This is a genomic window from Qipengyuania pelagi, from assembly GCF_009827295.1.
Taxonomy (GTDB): domain Bacteria; phylum Pseudomonadota; class Alphaproteobacteria; order Sphingomonadales; family Sphingomonadaceae; genus Qipengyuania; species Qipengyuania pelagi.
This window is the reverse complement of sequence record NZ_WTYD01000001.1, coordinates 761,206-777,617: the sequence shown is the minus strand read 5'-3', so window position 1 is coordinate 777,617 and position 16,412 is coordinate 761,206. Positions and strand designations below refer to the sequence as shown.

The 16,412-nt window shown below is 63.6% G+C and carries 19 protein-coding genes and 1 tRNA gene; 6 read left to right on the top strand and 14 right to left on the bottom strand.

The window, feature by feature from the left end; all coding sequences use genetic code 11:
• Positions 1–73: 73 nt before the first annotated feature.
• Both ahcY and GRI47_RS03870 read right to left on the bottom strand, forming a co-directional pair.
• Positions 74–1,489 (bottom strand): adenosylhomocysteinase, encoded by a 1,416-nt coding sequence (gene ahcY / locus GRI47_RS03875; protein WP_160660037.1) that lies wholly within the window; start codon positions 1,487–1,489, stop codon positions 74–76.
• 128 nt (positions 1,490–1,617) lie between these two features.
• A complete protein-coding gene (locus tag GRI47_RS03870; RefSeq protein WP_237452612.1) occupies positions 1,618–2,340 on the bottom strand; it encodes a hypothetical protein in 723 nt (240 codons plus the stop codon).
• Between GRI47_RS03870 and GRI47_RS03865 the strand changes: the two genes are divergently transcribed.
• Positions 2,318–2,797, top strand: a complete 480-nt coding sequence (locus GRI47_RS03865; RefSeq protein ID WP_160660036.1) for a peroxiredoxin — start codon at positions 2,318–2,320, stop codon at positions 2,795–2,797. The genes GRI47_RS03870 and GRI47_RS03865 overlap by 23 nt on opposite strands.
• A 54-nt stretch (positions 2,798–2,851) precedes the next feature.
• On the opposite strand, the gene folE is transcribed toward GRI47_RS03865, so the two are convergent.
• The 3 genes from folE to GRI47_RS03850 are packed head-to-tail and all read right to left on the bottom strand — an operon-like array spanning position 2,852 to position 5,512.
• On the bottom strand, positions 2,852–3,463 hold the full coding sequence (gene folE, locus GRI47_RS03860) for a GTP cyclohydrolase I FolE (protein WP_160660035.1): 612 nt from the start codon (positions 3,461–3,463) through the stop codon (positions 2,852–2,854).
• Positions 3,460–5,004, bottom strand: a complete 1,545-nt coding sequence (locus tag GRI47_RS03855) for a phospholipase D-like domain-containing protein (protein ID WP_160660034.1) — start codon at positions 5,002–5,004, stop codon at positions 3,460–3,462. The genes folE and GRI47_RS03855 overlap by 4 nt, the downstream gene beginning before the upstream one ends.
• 16 nt (positions 5,005–5,020) lie before the next feature.
• On the bottom strand, positions 5,021–5,512 hold the full coding sequence (locus GRI47_RS03850; protein ID WP_160660033.1) for a hemerythrin domain-containing protein: 492 nt from the start codon (positions 5,510–5,512) through the stop codon (positions 5,021–5,023).
• Positions 5,513–5,646: 134 nt separating this feature from the next.
• On the opposite strand from GRI47_RS03850, the gene GRI47_RS03845 reads away from it, so the two are divergent.
• On the top strand, positions 5,647–6,039 hold the full coding sequence (locus GRI47_RS03845) for a metallopeptidase family protein (protein ID WP_160660032.1): 393 nt from the start codon (positions 5,647–5,649) through the stop codon (positions 6,037–6,039).
• 96 nt (positions 6,040–6,135) lie between these two features.
• On the opposite strand, the gene GRI47_RS03840 is transcribed toward GRI47_RS03845, so the two are convergent.
• Together GRI47_RS03840 and GRI47_RS03835 are read right to left on the bottom strand one after the other, a co-directional pair.
• Positions 6,136–6,212, bottom strand: a tRNA-Arg gene (locus GRI47_RS03840).
• A 74-nt stretch (positions 6,213–6,286) separates the two neighbouring features.
• Positions 6,287–6,733 (bottom strand): (deoxy)nucleoside triphosphate pyrophosphohydrolase, encoded by a 447-nt coding sequence (locus tag GRI47_RS03835; RefSeq protein WP_337190633.1) that lies wholly within the window; start codon positions 6,731–6,733, stop codon positions 6,287–6,289.
• A gap of 174 nt (positions 6,734–6,907) precedes the next feature.
• Here GRI47_RS03835 and GRI47_RS15335 point away from each other — a divergent pair, with 174 nt between their 5' ends.
• Positions 6,908–7,024: a hypothetical protein gene (locus tag GRI47_RS15335; protein ID WP_419956981.1), complete on the top strand. Its 117-nt coding sequence runs from the start codon at positions 6,908–6,910 to the stop codon at positions 7,022–7,024.
• A 112-nt stretch (positions 7,025–7,136) separates the two neighbouring features.
• Positions 7,137–7,304, top strand: coding sequence for a Flp family type IVb pilin (locus GRI47_RS03825; protein ID WP_082851290.1), 168 nt, complete (start codon positions 7,137–7,139; stop codon positions 7,302–7,304).
• An 81-nt stretch (positions 7,305–7,385) separates the two neighbouring features.
• Here GRI47_RS03825 and GRI47_RS03820 read toward each other — a convergent pair whose 3' ends face one another.
• The 5 genes from GRI47_RS03820 to GRI47_RS14765 form a co-directional block, all read right to left on the bottom strand.
• On the bottom strand, positions 7,386–8,852 hold the full coding sequence (locus GRI47_RS03820; RefSeq protein ID WP_160660029.1) for a M48 family metalloprotease: 1,467 nt from the start codon (positions 8,850–8,852) through the stop codon (positions 7,386–7,388).
• 110 nt (positions 8,853–8,962) lie between these two features.
• The gene (locus GRI47_RS03815; RefSeq protein ID WP_160660028.1) at positions 8,963–9,907 is read right to left on the bottom strand and encodes an acetyl-CoA carboxylase carboxyltransferase subunit alpha; all 945 of its coding nucleotides are present in this window, start codon (positions 9,905–9,907) and stop codon (positions 8,963–8,965) included.
• 10 nt (positions 9,908–9,917) lie between these two features.
• Positions 9,918–10,847: a tyrosine recombinase gene (locus tag GRI47_RS03810; RefSeq protein WP_272916506.1), complete on the bottom strand. Its 930-nt coding sequence runs from the start codon at positions 10,845–10,847 to the stop codon at positions 9,918–9,920.
• A complete protein-coding gene (locus GRI47_RS03805; protein WP_202387171.1) occupies positions 10,844–12,724 on the bottom strand; it encodes a hypothetical protein in 1,881 nt (626 codons plus the stop codon). Before GRI47_RS03805 ends, GRI47_RS03810 begins: the two co-directional genes overlap by 4 nt.
• Complete coding sequence (locus GRI47_RS14765) at positions 12,721–12,894, bottom strand: hypothetical protein (RefSeq protein WP_202387170.1); 174 nt, start codon at positions 12,892–12,894, stop codon at positions 12,721–12,723. Before GRI47_RS14765 ends, GRI47_RS03805 begins: the two co-directional genes overlap by 4 nt.
• A 72-nt stretch (positions 12,895–12,966) precedes the next feature.
• Between GRI47_RS14765 and GRI47_RS03800 the strand changes: the two genes are divergently transcribed.
• Both GRI47_RS03800 and aroB read left to right on the top strand, forming a co-directional pair.
• Positions 12,967–13,554 carry a shikimate kinase gene (locus GRI47_RS03800; RefSeq protein WP_160660026.1) on the top strand — a complete coding sequence of 196 codons (588 nt, stop codon included), beginning with the start codon at positions 12,967–12,969 and terminating at the stop codon, positions 13,552–13,554.
• A complete protein-coding gene (gene aroB, locus GRI47_RS03795) occupies positions 13,545–14,654 on the top strand; it encodes a 3-dehydroquinate synthase (RefSeq protein ID WP_160660025.1) in 1,110 nt (369 codons plus the stop codon). The genes GRI47_RS03800 and aroB overlap by 10 nt, the downstream gene beginning before the upstream one ends.
• 27 nt (positions 14,655–14,681) lie before the next feature.
• Here the strand turns inward: aroB and GRI47_RS03790 are convergent, their stop codons facing one another.
• Positions 14,682–15,053, bottom strand: a complete 372-nt coding sequence (locus tag GRI47_RS03790; protein ID WP_160660024.1) for a tRNA-binding protein — start codon at positions 15,051–15,053, stop codon at positions 14,682–14,684.
• A gap of 9 nt (positions 15,054–15,062) precedes the next feature.
• Positions 15,063–16,385 (bottom strand): hypothetical protein, encoded by a 1,323-nt coding sequence (locus GRI47_RS03785; protein ID WP_160660023.1) that lies wholly within the window; start codon positions 16,383–16,385, stop codon positions 15,063–15,065.
• Positions 16,386–16,412: the final 27 nt, after the last annotated feature.

Here is a 16,412-nt window from a genome sequence, read left to right as displayed (position 1 = left end):
GATGCAATGGGCGCTACGCAATAGGCCTGGATGAGAACGGGGCCGCAAGTCTGACGGCCCCGTTCCGGTACCATCAATAGCGATAATGTTCTGGCTTGAACGGTCCTTCGACCGGAACGCCGATATAGTCCGCCTGCTTCTTGCTCAACTGCGTCAGTTTCACACCCAGCTTGTCGAGGTGCAGCGCCGCGACCTTTTCGTCGAGGTGCTTGGGGAGGACATAGACGTCGTTCTCGTAGCTGCCCGCGTTCTTCCACAATTCGATCTGGGCCAGCACCTGGTTGGTGAAGGAACAGCTCATCACGAAGCTGGGATGGCCGGTGGCGCAGGCGAGATTGACGAGCCGCCCCTTGGCGAGAATGATGATTTCCTTGCCGTCGGGGAATTTCACGAGGTCGGTCCCCGGCTTCAGCTCGTTCCACTCGTAATTGTCGAGCGCGCTGATCTGGATCTCGCTGTCGAAGTGGCCGATATTGGCAACGATGCTCATCGGCTTCATCGCCTTCATGTGCTCGGCGGTGATGACGTCTTCGTTGCCGGTAGTCGTCACGAAGATGTCGGCGCGGGTCACCGCGTCTTCCATCGTCACGACCTCATACCCTTCCATCGCCGCCTGGAGCGCGCAGATCGGGTCGATCTCGGTCACGAGCACGCGCGCGCCGCCATTACGGAGCGACTGGGCAGACCCCTTGCCGACATCGCCATAGCCCGCGACGCAGGCCACCTTGCCGGACAGCATCACATCGGTCGCGCGGCGGATCGCATCGACCAGCGATTCGCGGCAGCCATAGAGGTTGTCGAATTTCGACTTGGTCACGCTGTCGTTGACGTTGATCGCCGGGAAGGGAAGCTTGCCCTGCTTGGCGAGGTGATAGAGGCGATGAACACCCGTAGTCGTCTCTTCCGAGACGCCCTTGATCGCCTTGACGCTGGCGGTGAGGTAGCCGGGCTTGCGCTTGAGGAATTCCTTCAACGCGCGCTGCATCTCGATTTCTTCGGCGTTCTGAGGCTCGGGCATGGTTTCGCCCGCCTCGATCCGCGCGCCCCACAGGGCGAACATGGTCGCATCGCCGCCATCATCGAGGATGAGATTGGCGGTCAGATCCTGGTCCGCCTCGCTCGACCAGTCGAATATCCGGCCGACATAATCCCAGTATTCGGCCAGGCTTTCGCCCTTGACCGCGAAGACCGGAATGTCCTGCGCCGCGATGGCGGCGGCAGCGTGGTCCTGGGTCGAGAAGATGTTGCAGGTCGCCCAGCGCACTTCCGCGCCCAACGCCACCAGCGTCTCGATCAGAACGGCGGTCTGGATCGTCATGTGGAGCGAGCCGACGATGCGCGCGCCCTTCAGCGGCTGCGCCTCGCCATATTCCTCGCGCGTGGCCATCAGGCCCGGCATTTCGGTTTCGGCGATATTGATCTCGGCCCGCCCGTAATCGGCGAGTGAAATGTCCTTGATGACGTAATCGTTGAATTGGGCCACGGGCATCCTCGGTGAAGGGAGTTCTGAAGAAAGCGCCGCACCGAACTATCGATACGCGAGGCGACGCCATGAAACGGCCCCGCTCCTAACCGCTTAAACCAGCGAGGACAACGGCCCCGCCCAGAATGCCGCGATCAGCGGCGCGAGGCCTGCCGCGGATGGCGAATGGGCTCGTATACCGGGTAAGCCGCCAGCAATTCATCCGCTGCGTAGGACAGGCGGATGGCGTCGCGATCGCCGGCGAGCTGGCGCGCGATGCTGCCCAGCTCGTGACAGCTTAGCCACGGGTGTCCTTCGCCATATTGATTGGCCATCGAAACATCGCTGCGGTCCATTTCGCGGACCGCGCCCACTTCGCCGAACCTATAGACGAGCTCCGCCTTCAAAACCATGTTGGCGCGGTTGAGCGTGGCGAGATGCGCGCTTGCGAAGGCATCGTAATCGGCCTGGAAGTTGCTCGCGCCGCTTCTGCAACGCAGCGAAGTCACCATCAGCATGATGTCCAGCTTGCGAATGTTTTCCGCATTCGCTGCGATCTCGTCGATTTCGTTCGAAACGCTGCCATAAGGATCGACGTCGCGATATTCGGCCTGCGCGGCGGTCGGCACGATCAGGCAGGCCAAAGCGGCTGCTCCGGCACGGATGGCGGCGGTTTTGAATCGGATGGCGGTCGATGCGGTCATGATTGTCTCCCTGTCGACTGTTTGTCGCGCCCCGCGATTTCCCGGTGAATAAGGAGATTGGTAAAGCGCCTTTAACGGCTGAAGCCTTGCAAGACCGGGGCGCGCGCCTAAGTGCCGCAGGCAAGAAACAACAAGCAGGAGTAAACCGAATATGACGATTTCCGTAGGCGACAAGCTACCTGACGTGACGCTGGTGAAGCCGACCGAGAACGGTCCCGAGAAGATCCAGTCGGGCGAATTCTTCGCCGGACGCAAGGTTGCCCTGTTTTCCGTTCCCGGCGCGTTCACGCCGACCTGTTCGGCGCGTCACCTGCCCGGCTATGTAGAGAAAGCCGACGAGCTGAAGGCGAAGGGTGTCGACGAGATCGCCTGCACCGCCGTCAACGACGCCTTCGTTCTGGGTGCTTGGCAGGGTGCGAACGATGCCTCGGACGTGACCATGCTGGCCGACGGGAACGGCGATTTCGCGCAGGCGGTCGGCCTCACCATGGACGGCAGCGGCTTCGGCATGGGGCAGCGCGGCCAGCGCTATTCGATGATCGTCGATGACGGCGTGGTCAAGGAACTGAATGTCGAGCAGCCGGGCGATTTCTCGGTCTCCAGCGCGGAGCACATGCTCGGTCAGCTCTGACCGCATGGTGCGTGATCGGGCGAGGGGCGCCTAACGGCCTCCCTCGCCCGATCATCACCCATACCCCATCAATTTCATCACTTCCTCGCGGCTGCGTGGGTCATCGAGGAAGGTACCCATCATCCGGCTGGTGACCATGCCGACGCCGGGCGTGCGAACCCCGCGCGCGGTCATGCAGGCGTGGCTCGCTTCGATGACGACCGCGACGCCCTGGGGTTGCAGATTTTCCCAGATGCAATCCGCGACCTCTGCGGTAAGCCGTTCCTGCACCTGGAGCCGACGGGCGAATCCATGGAGGACCCGCGCGAGCTTGGAAATGCCGACCACGCGGTCGGTTGGAAGATAGGCGATTGCGGCCTTGCCGATGATCGGGGCCATGTGATGCTCGCAATGCGACTGGAAGGGAATGTCCCTCAGCAGCACGATCTCGTTATACCCGCCGACTTCCTCGAACACGCGGCTGAGATGGACCGCCGGGTCCTCCTCGTAACCCAGGCAATATTCCTTCCACGCGCGCGCCACGCGCGCCGGCGTTTCGAGCAGGCCTTCGCGCGTGGGATCGTCACCCGTCCATTCGATCAGCGTTCGGATCGCATCCTGCACCGCTTCGGGCACGGGCAATTTGCCCCGCGGATCATCTTCGTCGGGTCCGACCAGACTGCTCATTTTCCCCTGATCCTCTTCAATCTGGCGCGCACGCGCCGCAGACGGCTTCCTTTGCGGAACAGCCCGCCCTTTGCAAAGGGTTCGAACATGTCGTCGGGATCGTCGGGATCGAGCAGCCCGCTTTCCGCCAGGCTTTCTTCCACTCCGTTCAAATCCGGCGGGTGGTAGCGTTTCAGAGTCCGCCCGCCCGGTTCCTGCGCATGGTCGATCATCGCCGCCATCGAACCATGGCGTTCGTGCAACTCGCCGATCTCCCCCTCATCGAGGCCGATATGCTCCGCCAGGAGGGAGTGGCGCAAAGCCGTGATCGCGCCCCTCGCATGATCGTTTCCGGGCCGTGTGGAATCGACGAAGACATCGCATTCGCTGTCGAGCCCCATGGATCGGTTGTTCATGTTCGCCGAACCGATGCGGAAAATCTCGTCGTCCACAATCATGATCTTGGCATGGACGTAGATCGGGGTCTCGCCGCTATAGGGCGTCCAGATCGAAAAGCGCCCCTTGCCATCGACCTGCTCGATACAGCGCACCAGCTCTGCCCGCGCGTGATCCATCGCCTGCTGTTCCAGCCAGCCATCCGCATGGGCGGGATGGACGATCAGGATTTCGGGCGGATCGTCTTCTTCCATGCGCTTGAGGATCGCTTCTCCGATCGCGCGCGAGGCGAAATACTGGCTCTCGGCGTAGATGAAGCGACGGGCGCGCTTGATATGCTGGACGAACAGGGCTTCGATCTCGCGAATCGCCTGCCAGTCGCGATGTTTCGATCGGGTCCGCGCAATGCCGATCTCGACATTCTCGAACGTGGCGTCGAGGCCTTCTGGCCACAGGCTCTTTTCGGGAGCGCGGATCGGCATCAGGGGCTTGCCCCCTGCCCTGATCCAGCGATCGCGACCCAGATCGCTCAAAGCTTCGGCGATTTCGCCCTCCATCATCATGGAGGCATCGTGCCACGGATCGTATTTACGACCATTCGGCGTCCTGCGGAGAGGCTGGTCCTCCTCGTGGTCGCGTGTGTCCCAGCGCTTTCCGGTCATGTCGATACCGCCGCATACGGCGAGCGAACTGTCGAGGACGGCGATCTTCTGGTGATGGCTGCACCCCACCGGATGCGCGCTGTCGAACTTGAAATCGATCCTGCGATGCCGGATCCAGCGCATCAGATCGACCCACATCGACCCGCGGTAAGTGAATTTGAAGACGCCGAAGCTCCATTTGAGGATTCGGACTTCCAGTGTGGGGCGATTGCGGATCATCCAGGCGATGAAGCTGCCCAGCCGCGCCGGATATTTCTTCTTCCACGCCCGCTGCCACCAATGCCGCCCTTCGGCGAGGTGGATGCGCGTGTCGAAATCCCATCCGATCAGAAAGATGCGATACCGCGCGTTGAGCATCGCGGCCTGCATGATGGCGAAGTAATCCGCCGCATCCACGATGACCCGCGCGCGGCTGGCGTGGACATAGCGCCACACGCCGGGCTCGACACTGTCGTCGATACCCGGAATCGCGGTCTGCTGTGCGGTCGGTTCCAGTTTGGTCATGCCCCCCACTAGAATACTATTCCTTGGCGTCTTCCTTTTTCTCAGGTGTCACCTCGGCCTCGGCCTTCTCCTCCTTCTTCCGCCGCTCGAAAACCGAGCGCATGTGCTCGCGGTCCTTATCGTCGAGATATTTGGCGAAGTCGGGGAAGTGGTCCTCTTCCTCTTCGTTGATATGATGGCGGTACTGGTGATCGAAATCCTTGAATTTCTGCAACCAGGCCCCGCTGGCCATATCGGTCGCGGCCAGATCGTTGAGCGCTTCCTCGATCTCGTGATGCTCGGCGACCGAATGGCGGGTCTCGCCAGTTGTCGGGGGCTTGCGCAGCATGGTCGAATAGAGCGCCTGCTCCTCGGCAGCGGCGTGTGATTTGAGCTCGCGGGTCAGCTCCGTGAACAGCGTTTCGCGCTCGTCGCTGTCTCCGCTGGTCTCGAGAAGCCGGTCGAGCAATTCGCGATGGCGATCGTGATCGCGTTCGAGTGTCGCGAAGATTTCGTGTGTCTGGGCCATTATCGGACGTCCTCTTTCGGGATGGCTTCGGTTCGCAGGTCAAACATGCGAACGCCCACGATGTTCCGGGGCCATGCATTGAACCCCTTTGTCCTGATCTTGCGGATGATCTGCGCGCGCCACATATCCGATCCATGACTGCGACCGAGCACCCCAGCGAAGAAACGATGCAGCGGATGGCCGAGCAGGTTCTCGCCAACCTTCCCGCCGCCTTTCGCGAGCAGCTGGGCCGGGTGGTGATGCGCGTCACCGATTTCGCGACGCCCGAACAGCTCGCCTCGGTCGATATGGACGAGAAATGGCATTTGTCGGGGCTTTACGAAGGGCGTCCGCTGCCGGACAAATCCATCTGGGAAAGTGGCGATATGCCGCCGCGCATCTGGCTGTTCCGCCAGCCGCTGATCGCGGAGATGGAGGAAACGGGCGTGGGACTCGAAGAGCTCGTCCGCCATGTCGTGATCCACGAGGCGGGCCACCATTTCGGGTTCAGCGACGAGGACATGCACCGGCTCGAAGACGAGGCTTAACCGGCAGCTTCTGCCCGCGAACGCTGCCGTGATCGTAGGCTTCAAACGAACAGCGCACCGGAACCTTTCGGCACCGATGCGCTGTCTTGAAACCTTTGGCGCGCCCGGAAGGATTCGAACCTCCGACCACCTGATTCGTAGTCAGGTACTCTATCCAGCTGAGCTACGGGCGCGCTGGAGGGGCGTCACATAGCAGGGCTTTCGCGCATGGCAACCGCAAAGCGGCGGTTTTTTCGCTTGAGACGTCTCAGCCCCGCCCGGCCGCGTTCTCTGCGGGCGGAACGAGGGCGCGAGCCTTCGTGAACAGGGCGACATCGAGCGGCGGTTTTTCGAGTTTCGCAGCCGCGTCGGGGCGATTCCACCCGATCGCCCCTCCCTCGACGGCGCGCGGCGTCCCTTCCCACTGACGGACGAGATACAGCAGGAGCGTGATGGGGCGGCCGCCTGCTTTCGAACCCTCCGAGGCGAAGGCAAGCGGCTCGATCCAACGGGGATCGATGGAAATATCCAGCTCTTCGCCGAGCTCGCGAACCAGCGCCGCCTCCGGCGTCTCTCCCGGTTCGACCTTGCCGCCGGGAAATTCCCACAATCCGCCATGCGCCTTGTCCCACGGGCGCCGATGCATCAGCCAGCGACCCTGCGGATCGATCAGGAGCCCGGCGACGACGCACAGCCATGTCGGATTTCTTTCCACCTCAGCCGCTTCCCTCAACATTTTCTTAAGTCTGTGCCGATTAAATGCGCCGGTCCGAGGGACGCCACCAACCAGGGGATAGTGCCGGTGCCAATCGCAAAAGCCAAGTTTCGGTCCAGATCTCGGCCCAAATTCGGAAGAGACCAGCGAGGCGCCACAGCAGTCGAGTATGGCATGATCCTGGCCATGATCTTCTTGGCGATGATCGGTGCCGTCAGCGCTTTCGGTGTGAACGCGACCGAGATGTGGAACGACATGTCCGACACCATCGTCAAAGCCAGCGCCAATTAAAGCCGCTGCCCCTTAGGAAAATATAAACCTTCCCCGTCGATAAGGGACAGACCTGATCCCGGTTTGCGACGGGACGGGGCGGGTTACCGAAGACAGAACCAGGAGACGACCAATGAAGTTCATCAAGAAGTTCCGCAAGGACGAAGAAGGCGCGACCGCCATCGAATACGGCCTGATCGCCGCCCTGATCGCGGTTGCCGCGATCACCGCCATGTCGAGCCTGGGCGACCAGCTTTCGACCACGTTCAACGACGTGACCACGGCGATGAGCGGCTCGTAAGCCTTTTAGAACCGAAGATAAAAAAGGCGGCGGGAGCGATCCCGCCGCCTTTCTCGTATGCGGTGAAGGCGATTGTCCGGCCTAGCTGCCGCGAACGACCAGCTTGACCTTCTGCCCCGCTCGCAGCTGGGCATTGCTGTCGAGCGAGTTGAGCACCCGGAAACGCGCTTCCTGGCCATTGGTATACGCCATACGCCGCGACAGCGACTGGATCGTGTCGCCGCTGCGCACGGTCACCACCTCGAGTCGACGCGGGATCACATTCGCCGCTTCGCTCGCCGTCACCCGGCGCATCGAATTGAACATGGGCGTAAATGTGCCCATTCGGCCTACGGGCGTAATCGCCTGGAAATGATAGGCGCGATCGGGCGCGAATTCGTAGGCGAAGACGGCCACATCCACCTGCCCGTTGCCGCTGTTGACGCGCGCCGTCCCATAAGCTGCGGGAATACCGTTGACGGTCGTACGCTGGATCGATTGCGGTGCCAGTCGCTGCTGGTTGCCACCAAGCGCCGCGAACACGTTGCGCACGTAATTGTCGAGATTGCCGTTATACTGCGCAAGCGACAGCTGCGCCTGACCGCCCTGCCCCTGGATGCTGACCGCCGAGGTGCCGTTGACCATGTAGAAGCCCTGCGGCGCGGAGAAGGCCAGCCGCATTTGCGGGTGGATGAACTGGTTGCCCTCGATCACCCCCTGCGCGGGATCGTCACCATAGAGCAGCCCGTCGATGCGGGTCAGGAAGGTGTCGGTATTGGTCACGCCGGTCATGCCTTGCGTCAGGCTGGCGGCTTCACGAACGCGGCTGGCGGGATCGGGGTGGGTCGATGCCCATTCGGGAAGACGCGCATCGCCCCGACCCTGCAATTGCGCATCGAGCGAGTTCTGCGCCGCGAGGCTGGCGAGCACGGTCGACATGGCGTTGGGATCATAGCCCGCGCCCTGCAGATACCGGATGCCAAGCCGGTCGGCCTCCGTTTCCTGACTGCGCGAAAAGCTGAGAGTCAGCAGCTGCGAACCCTGCATGGCGGCCTGGCCGAGCTGCTGGCCGATGCCGCCACCGACGACCGAACCGACCACGGCGCCAAGCAGACCAAGCAGCGAATTGCGCTGCGCATTGGCCTGGCGGCGCTGCGAATGGCGGGCGGCGACGTGGCCGACCTCGTGGCCAAGCACGGCGGCGAGTTCGGCTTCATTGTCCATCAGCGCGACCAGCTGGCGAGTCGTGTAGACGTATCCTCCGGGGATCGCGAAAGCGTTGTTCACCGGGCTGTTAAGCAGCGAGACGGTGAAGCTGTCGCGCGCATTGCCGAGGCCCGACTGGACGGCGATGTTCTTGCCCACCTGCTCGACATATTGCGCCTGCGGGCCGGTCATCGCCCCGCCGAATTCCTGCAGCAATTGGGGATGCGCCTGCGCACCCATTTGCGCTTCGCTCTGCGTGATCGGCGCCGAAGCACTCGGAATATTGCCGGCGGTTGCGCATCCGCCGAGAGCGAGCGCAAGTGTCGCGGTGCTCGAAACAGCCAGGGCTTTCAGGTTCTTCATGGGATACCCCCTTGCAAAATTCGTCCGCGACCCTGTGTCGCGGCGCTCATCTATGCAGGGAGAAACCTGAACGGGATGGCTTGTTCCCGTTGTCGTTCAGCAAGCGGGTGTCAGCCAGCCATCGTCAGGAAGCGATCTTCGCGCATCCGGCGCAATTCGTCCGGCGTTTTCTGGCCGAGCATGTCGAGTTCCTCGCCGATGATCTGGCCAAGGGTCTCGGCGGTCTTGCGCACGTCGCGATGCGCCCCGCCCAAAGGCTCGGGCACGATACGGTCAATGACGTTCAACTTGGCGAGCTGTTGCGCGGTGACCCGCATCGCTTCGGCGGCGTCGGGGGCCTTTTCCGCGGTCCGCCACAGAATAGAAGCGCATCCTTCGGGCGAGATCACCGAATAGACCGCGTGTTCCAGCATCAGGACGCGCTCCGCGCTCGCCAGAGCCACCGCACCGCCCGATCCGCCTTCCCCCACGATGGTCGCCACCATCGGGACCGGCAAGGCAAGGCAAGCCTCGGTCGCGCGTGCGATCGCTTCGGCCTGGCCGCGTTCCTCGGCCTCCACGCCCGGAAAGGCGCCGGACGTATCGACGAGAGTGACCACCGGCAGGCCGAAGCGCCCGGCAAGCTCCATGAGCCGGATCGCCTTGCGATAGCCCTCGGGCTTGCCCATGCCGAAATTGTGCTTGATCCGGCTCGCCGTATCGTGGCCCTTTTCATGGCCGATCAGCACCACGCGCCGCCCATCCAGCATGGCGAACCCGCCGAGAATGGCCTGATCGTCCCCATAGGAGCGATCGCCGCCGAGCGGTACGAACTCGTCGAAGGTGTGCTCGATATAGTCGCGGAAATGCGGCCGCATCGGGTGGCGCGCCACCTGCGTCTTCTGCCAGGGAGTCAACGAGCCATACAGCTCCGCCAGCATCTCGGCGCTCTTGGTTTCGAGCCTCTTCAGCTCGGAGCCGATATCGACTCCGTCTCCCTGCGCCGCTTCACGCAGATCGGCCAGACGCCCTTCGAGCTGGGCAACGGGTTTTTCGAATTCGAGATAGGAAATCATCGCAGGCGCGTTACTCGCCCCCTCGCGAACGCGCAAGCTGCGCTCGATCGTAGCCTGCGCCCAGCGGATGGCGCTCGTTCACCAGCTTTACGAGCCTTGCGGCATCGACATGGGTGTAGATCTGCGTCGTCGCGATATCCGCATGGCCAAGCATGGTCTGGAGAACACGCAGATCCGCCCCGCCCTCGAGCAGATGGGTCGCAAAGGCATGGCGCAATACGTGCGGGCTGATCGCTTCGGGCGGAATATCGGCCCGCATCGCAAGCGCCTTCAACAATTGAAACAGCCGCACCCGGCTGAGATGCCTTCCATTGCGCGAGGGAAAGAGATGGCGGCTCCCCGCCTCGCGCAGAGCGAGCCAGCGCGTCATCACCCGCTTCGCCCGTTCGCTGACGGGGACCATGCGCGCCTGCCCCCCCTTCCCTGTCAGAGTCAGAAAAGGCGCATCACGCGGCACCGCCGCTAATGGCAGCGCCACCAGCTCACTCGCGCGCAGGCCCGATCCATAGAGCAGTTCGAGCATCAGGAGCAGGCGCACCGCCGCAGGCGTTTCGCCCTCCGCCTCGAACTCGGCCCGGTCGAACAAGGCCTCGATCTGCGTATGCGAAAGGATTTTCGGCAAGGGCCTGCGGGCGAGCGGCTTGGGAAGCGCGCCGCTGGGATCGTCGCCGCGAACGCCTTCCTCGATCAGGAAACCGTAGAACTGGCGCAAAGCCGAAGCCTTGCGTGCGATGCTGGCGGGCGCGAGTGCGGACCAGATATCGGCCAGCTTGGCCAGATCGCTTTTCTGCACATCGCCCAAAGGCCCGATCGAAGCCTGGGCCTGTTCGAGATCGCGGCGATAGGCGGCAAGAGTGTTGGTCGCAGCGCCACGCTCGGCAGCGAGCATGGCGAGGAAATCCTCGATCGGGTCGTGCGGCGGTTTTGGTAAACGGGTCAGGCGCGCGCGACCGCTTCGGCAGCGATCATCCGGGCTTCGGCATTCATCCCCACCGCATCGAGCGCGCGGACGATATGATAGAGGTGGAGCGGCGTCATCCGCTCCCATCCGCTGCCCTGCATCCCGAGCCCGGCGAGCACGGCGACGAGGCCGGGATTGCCTACCTGCGCCGCACGCGTGATCGCCCGCGACCAGGTGCTTTCGCGGCCAAGGCCGAGCGACATCTCCTCGCTGTAATCGGACGCATCCGAAGCATCGATCCGTCCCAGCCCGGCGAGCCCCGCCACCAACAGACGCGATTTCGCCTGCCGCGCGCTCGGATCATTGTCGAAGAAGTCGGACAGATCGCCGCCGCTGACGGTTCCGTCGAATTGCGGCACGCCCGCCGCGAGGATGCCCCAGGCGAGCGATCCGCCATCCACCGTATCCATCCAGCGCTGCGCATCCCGGTCGAGCCCGGCGGTGAGCATGGCCGAGACCAAGCCCGCCGCATCGTCGGCAAACGCCTCGTCGGCGGGCATTCGCGCCGCGGCATAGGAGGTCAGGACATAGCGCCCATAGGTCTCCCCATCGGGCGCGCCGCCCCAGATCTCGCGGATCGCGGAGAGGCGCGCCGCAGGATCGCTGTCGACATAGGCCCTGCGCAGGCGCGTCGCCCGATCGCCGGGTTCACCCTCGACTCCCTCGATGGCGAAAATCTGCGAATAGAGATCGATGATCGCGCGCGACGAAAGGACGCCTTGCGCCGCCGCGAACTCGGCGCTTTCGGCCCGCTCCGGCAGAGGAAGCATAGGCGCGGTCGCTGCGGACAGGCGGTAATACGGCCCCATCCCGGCCTGGAGCGAATCGGGGATGGCCTCACCCACCGCATTGGCGAGCGCGAACCGAATCGGCGTCAGGTCCTCGACACCATCCCATTCGATCGTGACGCCGCGCCTGCCATTGCCCGCTGCCCCGGCAAAGCGTTGCGCCAGAAGCGCATCGATGCGCGGGGCCGCCCCGGTATTCAGGAGGCGGCGCAGATCGTTGCCCGCGCGGGTCGCTTCGCCCGCATAGGCGTTGCAGATGCCCGCCAGCATCCGCCACTGCGCATCGTCTCGATCGATTCGCCCAATCCTGACCACCGGACAGGCGCCGACGATGTCCGCCGTGCCGATATAGGCATTGATCGCGGCCTCGGTCAGGCGTGGATCGTAATTGGCGGTATCGACATCCTGCACCAGAGCCCGCGCGGCTGCGAACTCGCCCATCGCATTCAGCGTGCGAGCGCGCAGCCCCGCGAATTCGACCGGGTCCATCCCGTCCGGCGCGGCGAGCCTGCTGGCGAGGACCCGGCGCAGCAGGATATGGCCCCAGCGCGAGACGACCGGCCCCGTGCTCGCCGCGAGTGCGGCCCGGACCAGTGCGGCAGGCTGGCGCGCGAAGGCACCCGAAGGAATGCCCCCTTCCTCAAAGGAGAGGACACCGACCCGCTCGGTCGAGCGCTGCGCGGCGGCGGGAATGTCCACGCTGGGCCGCAATCCCAGCAATTGATCGAGCTCGTCGGTCGAAAGGTTTTCCAGCTCGCGCAGGGTCGGCAGGCGATCGAGATCGCTCGCCCGTGGGGCACTAGCCGGACTCGACTGCGGAATGGGCTGAACGATCTCGCCCGACTGGGTCGCCGTCGCGCTCGGTGCGGGGCGTGGGGCGGGTGCAGGGGCCGGACTGGGCGCCGGGCTCGGCGCCGGACCTGGCGCGGGGTCCTCGAAACCCGGCGGCAAGAGATCTTCCGGTTGCCCCTGTGCGATCGCGAGCGACGATCCCAGCGCCAGCACGCCCAGCGCGGACCCGCAAGCCCACCACGCCTGTCTCTTGGCCCGTGTCCCGGCCCGGATCATCGCGCAGGTCCCCGCTGCACCGCAGTCGATGTCGGTACGGGCGCGAATTCGGGCACGTCGACCGCCGCCTCGATCGGGCGCAGCGGTTCCTCACCGCCGTCGAACCATGCGACGACGAGAACCACGAGGAGAATGAGCGCGGCGACCATTCCGATCCGCTGTCCCTTCATTATCTGTGCTTTGACCTATGCAAGACTTGCCATGCTTGCCTGCCCGATAGCCCATATCTAAGCCACCCTTCAATGACCCAGTCGCAATCCTCGCATTCTCCCTCCGCAACATCGGCCCGCGCATCGTCCGGCAGCCTCGCGGCGCGGCTCGATCGGCCGATCGTGCTGGTCGGGCTGATGGGTGTCGGCAAGACGACTGTCGGGCGGCGCCTGGCCGAGGCGCTGAAACGCTCCTTCGTCGATGTCGATCACGAGATCGAACGCGCCGCCGACCGTACCGTGTCGGAGATATTCGCAACCCATGGCGAAGCCTATTTCCGCGAAGGTGAACGGCGGGTCGTCGCGCGTCTGATGGGCGAGAAAGCGGGCGTGATCGCAACCGGCGGCGGCGCCTTCATCGATGCGGATACGCGCGCGCTCATCCTCGACAAGGGGGTTGCGGTATGGCTCGATTGCGATCTCGAAACTTTGGTAGAACGTACCAGTCGGCGCAACACCAGGCCGCTCTTGCGCGGAGGCGATCCGGCCAAGATTCTGGCGGAGCTGAAGGAACAGCGCAGCGACAGCTATGCGCAAGCCCATATCCATATCGTGACCGATGACGGTCCCCACCACCGGACCGTGAGCCGGATCATCGAGGCGATCGACGCATGGCTGTAATCGGTGTCGGACTGGCCGGGCGCAGCTACGAAGTGCGCGTCGGACACGATCTGCTGCGTGATCTGGCGGATCATGCAGCCCCGTTCCTGCGCAAGGACAGCGTGCCTGTGGTCGCGGATCGCAATGCACGCAAACACTGGGGACCGACCGTCGAAGCGTCGCTTGCTGCGGGCGGAAGAACAGCGCGATGGTACGATGTGGCACCGGGCGAAGGCTCCAAGAGCTGGCGCGAGCTGGAGCGTCTGACCGACTGGCTGCTGGAAGAAGGCGTCGAACGCGGCGATCATGTCGTCGCACTGGGCGGCGGAGTCGTGGGCGATTTGACCGGCTTTGCCTGCGCGATCCTGAAGCGTGGGTGCGGATTCATCCAGGTGCCGACGACTTTATTGGCGCAGGTCGACAGCTCGGTCGGCGGCAAGACGGCGATCAACAGCGCGGCGGGCAAGAACCTTGTCGGCGCCTTCCATCAGCCCGCGCTGGTGCTGGCCGATCTCACGGCGCTCGACACCCTGCCCGACCGCGAAATGCGCGCGGGCTATGCCGAGGTGCTGAAATACGGCGTGCTTGGCGATGCGGAATTTTTCGCGTGGCTCGAAGAAAAGGGCGCAGCGGTTCTTGCGCGCGATCCGGCTGCGCTGGAATATGCCGTCGCCACGAGCGTTGCATCCAAGGCGCGGATCGTCGCCGAAGACGAGCGCGAGACCACGGGCGCGCGGGCGCTGCTCAATCTCGGCCACACATTCGGCCACGCGCTCGAAGCGGAAACGGGATTTTCCGATCGATTGCTGCATGGCGAGGCAGTGGCGTTAGGCATGGTGCTGGCCGCGCGCTATTCCGCGCGGCGCGGATTGCTCGACGAAGAAGCGAGCCAGCGCCTGACCGGCGCGGTCGATGCCGCCGGATTGCCGGCCGAAATCTCGGCGCTCGATCTGGGCTGTTCAGGCCGAGATCTCGCCGATCATATGCTGCACGACAAGAAGATGGATGCAGGCACCCTCCCGTTCCTTTTGCTGCGCAGCATAGGTGCAGCATTTTTAGCGAAGGACGTCGCGCTGGAAGACGTCGCGCAGTTCCTGGACGGCGAGCTGCAAGCGCACTGATAGAGTCTGCGTTAGCGCCCTAAGCTCTCAGAAAAGACGCGAACCGTTCGGCACCGCGCTGTCGGGAGCGAACAGGACGACCTCGCCCCGCTCGTCCGCAAATCCCAGGGTCAGCACTTCGGACATGGCTGGCCCGATCTGGCGTGGTGGGAAGTTGACGACAGCCGCGACCTGACGCCCCTCAAGATCATCGGGCGTGTAATTCGCGACGATCTGCGCGCAGCTCGTTTTCTCTCCGATGGCGGGACCGAAATCGATGCGCAGGCGATAGCTCGGCTTGCGCGCCTCGGGAAAGGCCTCGACCGAGACGATCGTGCCGACCCGGATATCCGCCTTGAGGAAGGTCGCGAAATCGATTTCGTCGGCGGGCGGGGCGTCGGGCGCGTGATTGAGGTGCATCTCACCTGATTAGGTCGGTTTTGCCGCGTCCCTCAAGTCCTTGAGCTTCTTTTCCGTATCCGCGCGGTCGAGTTCACGCTTGAGACGCGCAGTTTCGGAATCGCGCAAGGTCGTCGCCGCTCCGTACAGCCCCTCAAGGCTGGCGGCCCCGCCCGAGCCTGCGCTGCCCGAAGAGGAGCCGAACGAGACAAGAGACCCATCCGCACGGAATTCGGCCTTGAGCGAGCGTGATCCGAATGCTCCGTTGTCCAGTTTCATGATGAAATATTCCGACAATTGCGGCACCGGGACTGTCTCTGTTTCAGTCTTCACAAGACTTGCGAAGTCGGTTTCGCAATTCTGGGTAGTGGCGGACTTCTGCCGGATATCGACGCTCACGGGTACGGGGCGCCGATATACGAAGCGGTCGGACAGGATGTTCTCGTTGAGATTCCCCTCATCGGTCAGATGCGCGCGCCGCCATTGGCGAAGGTCCAGCGTGGGGACGGCTTTCGATCTGCGCAGCGTCGGCTCGCTGGCGGTGAACGCCACGCAATAAGGCAGGTCGGACGTCCTGGGTTTGAAGCGATCGGCCGTGGCGCCGAACCAATTCTTGCGGTCAATCGTCGGAATCTGGTCATAGAGAGCGATGGACCCATCAGGGGCAATTTTCCCGCGCCATGCGCTGCCAGCCCCTTCCAGTTTCACGGACTGACGCAGCGTGAGGGCGCGATCGAGTGCCGTGCGCTGCTTGAGCCATTCGACGTAAAGCGTCCGTCGCAGGGGATCGATCGTCGCTTCCGAGGCCACGTCCTGTTCGAACTGCTCGATATCCTTCACGACGCCAGCGCGTTTTTCAACGAGTTGCCTGATCTCCGGTTCGCAGGTCGGAGTGAGCGCGAATTGTGGATTGGCGTTCGCGCCGGAACCCAGCGCCTTCGTGCTGTCAAACCCACCGAGACCAGCAAATCCACCCAACGGCCCCATCGTCAGGAAGCCGACCGCGCTCTTCAGAACGCTGGCGATCACGGCGCCGCCCGATCCTTCGCCGCTGGCGTTGATCTTTTGGATCGTCCCATCCTCGAAATAGGCGATCTCCAAATTGCGGCTTCCGAGGAAGGGATTGTTGGGATCGAGCCGCACGATCTCGCCAGGCTGCGTCAGACCCGCGATCGTCACCTCCCGCTTAACCTGAGGATCGGAGCCGCAGGACAGGAGCGTTTCCGCCACCCCCGCGACGATGGTCGCTTCGGGCAAGCGATAGGATATCTCCTGCGCCTGGGCCGCGGGTGCTGCAACCACCGTGACCGCCGCGATCGCCGCCACGGACCCCGCGAAACCGAACTGCCTCATGCCCAATTCCCCCTTGTCCTTTCCCCA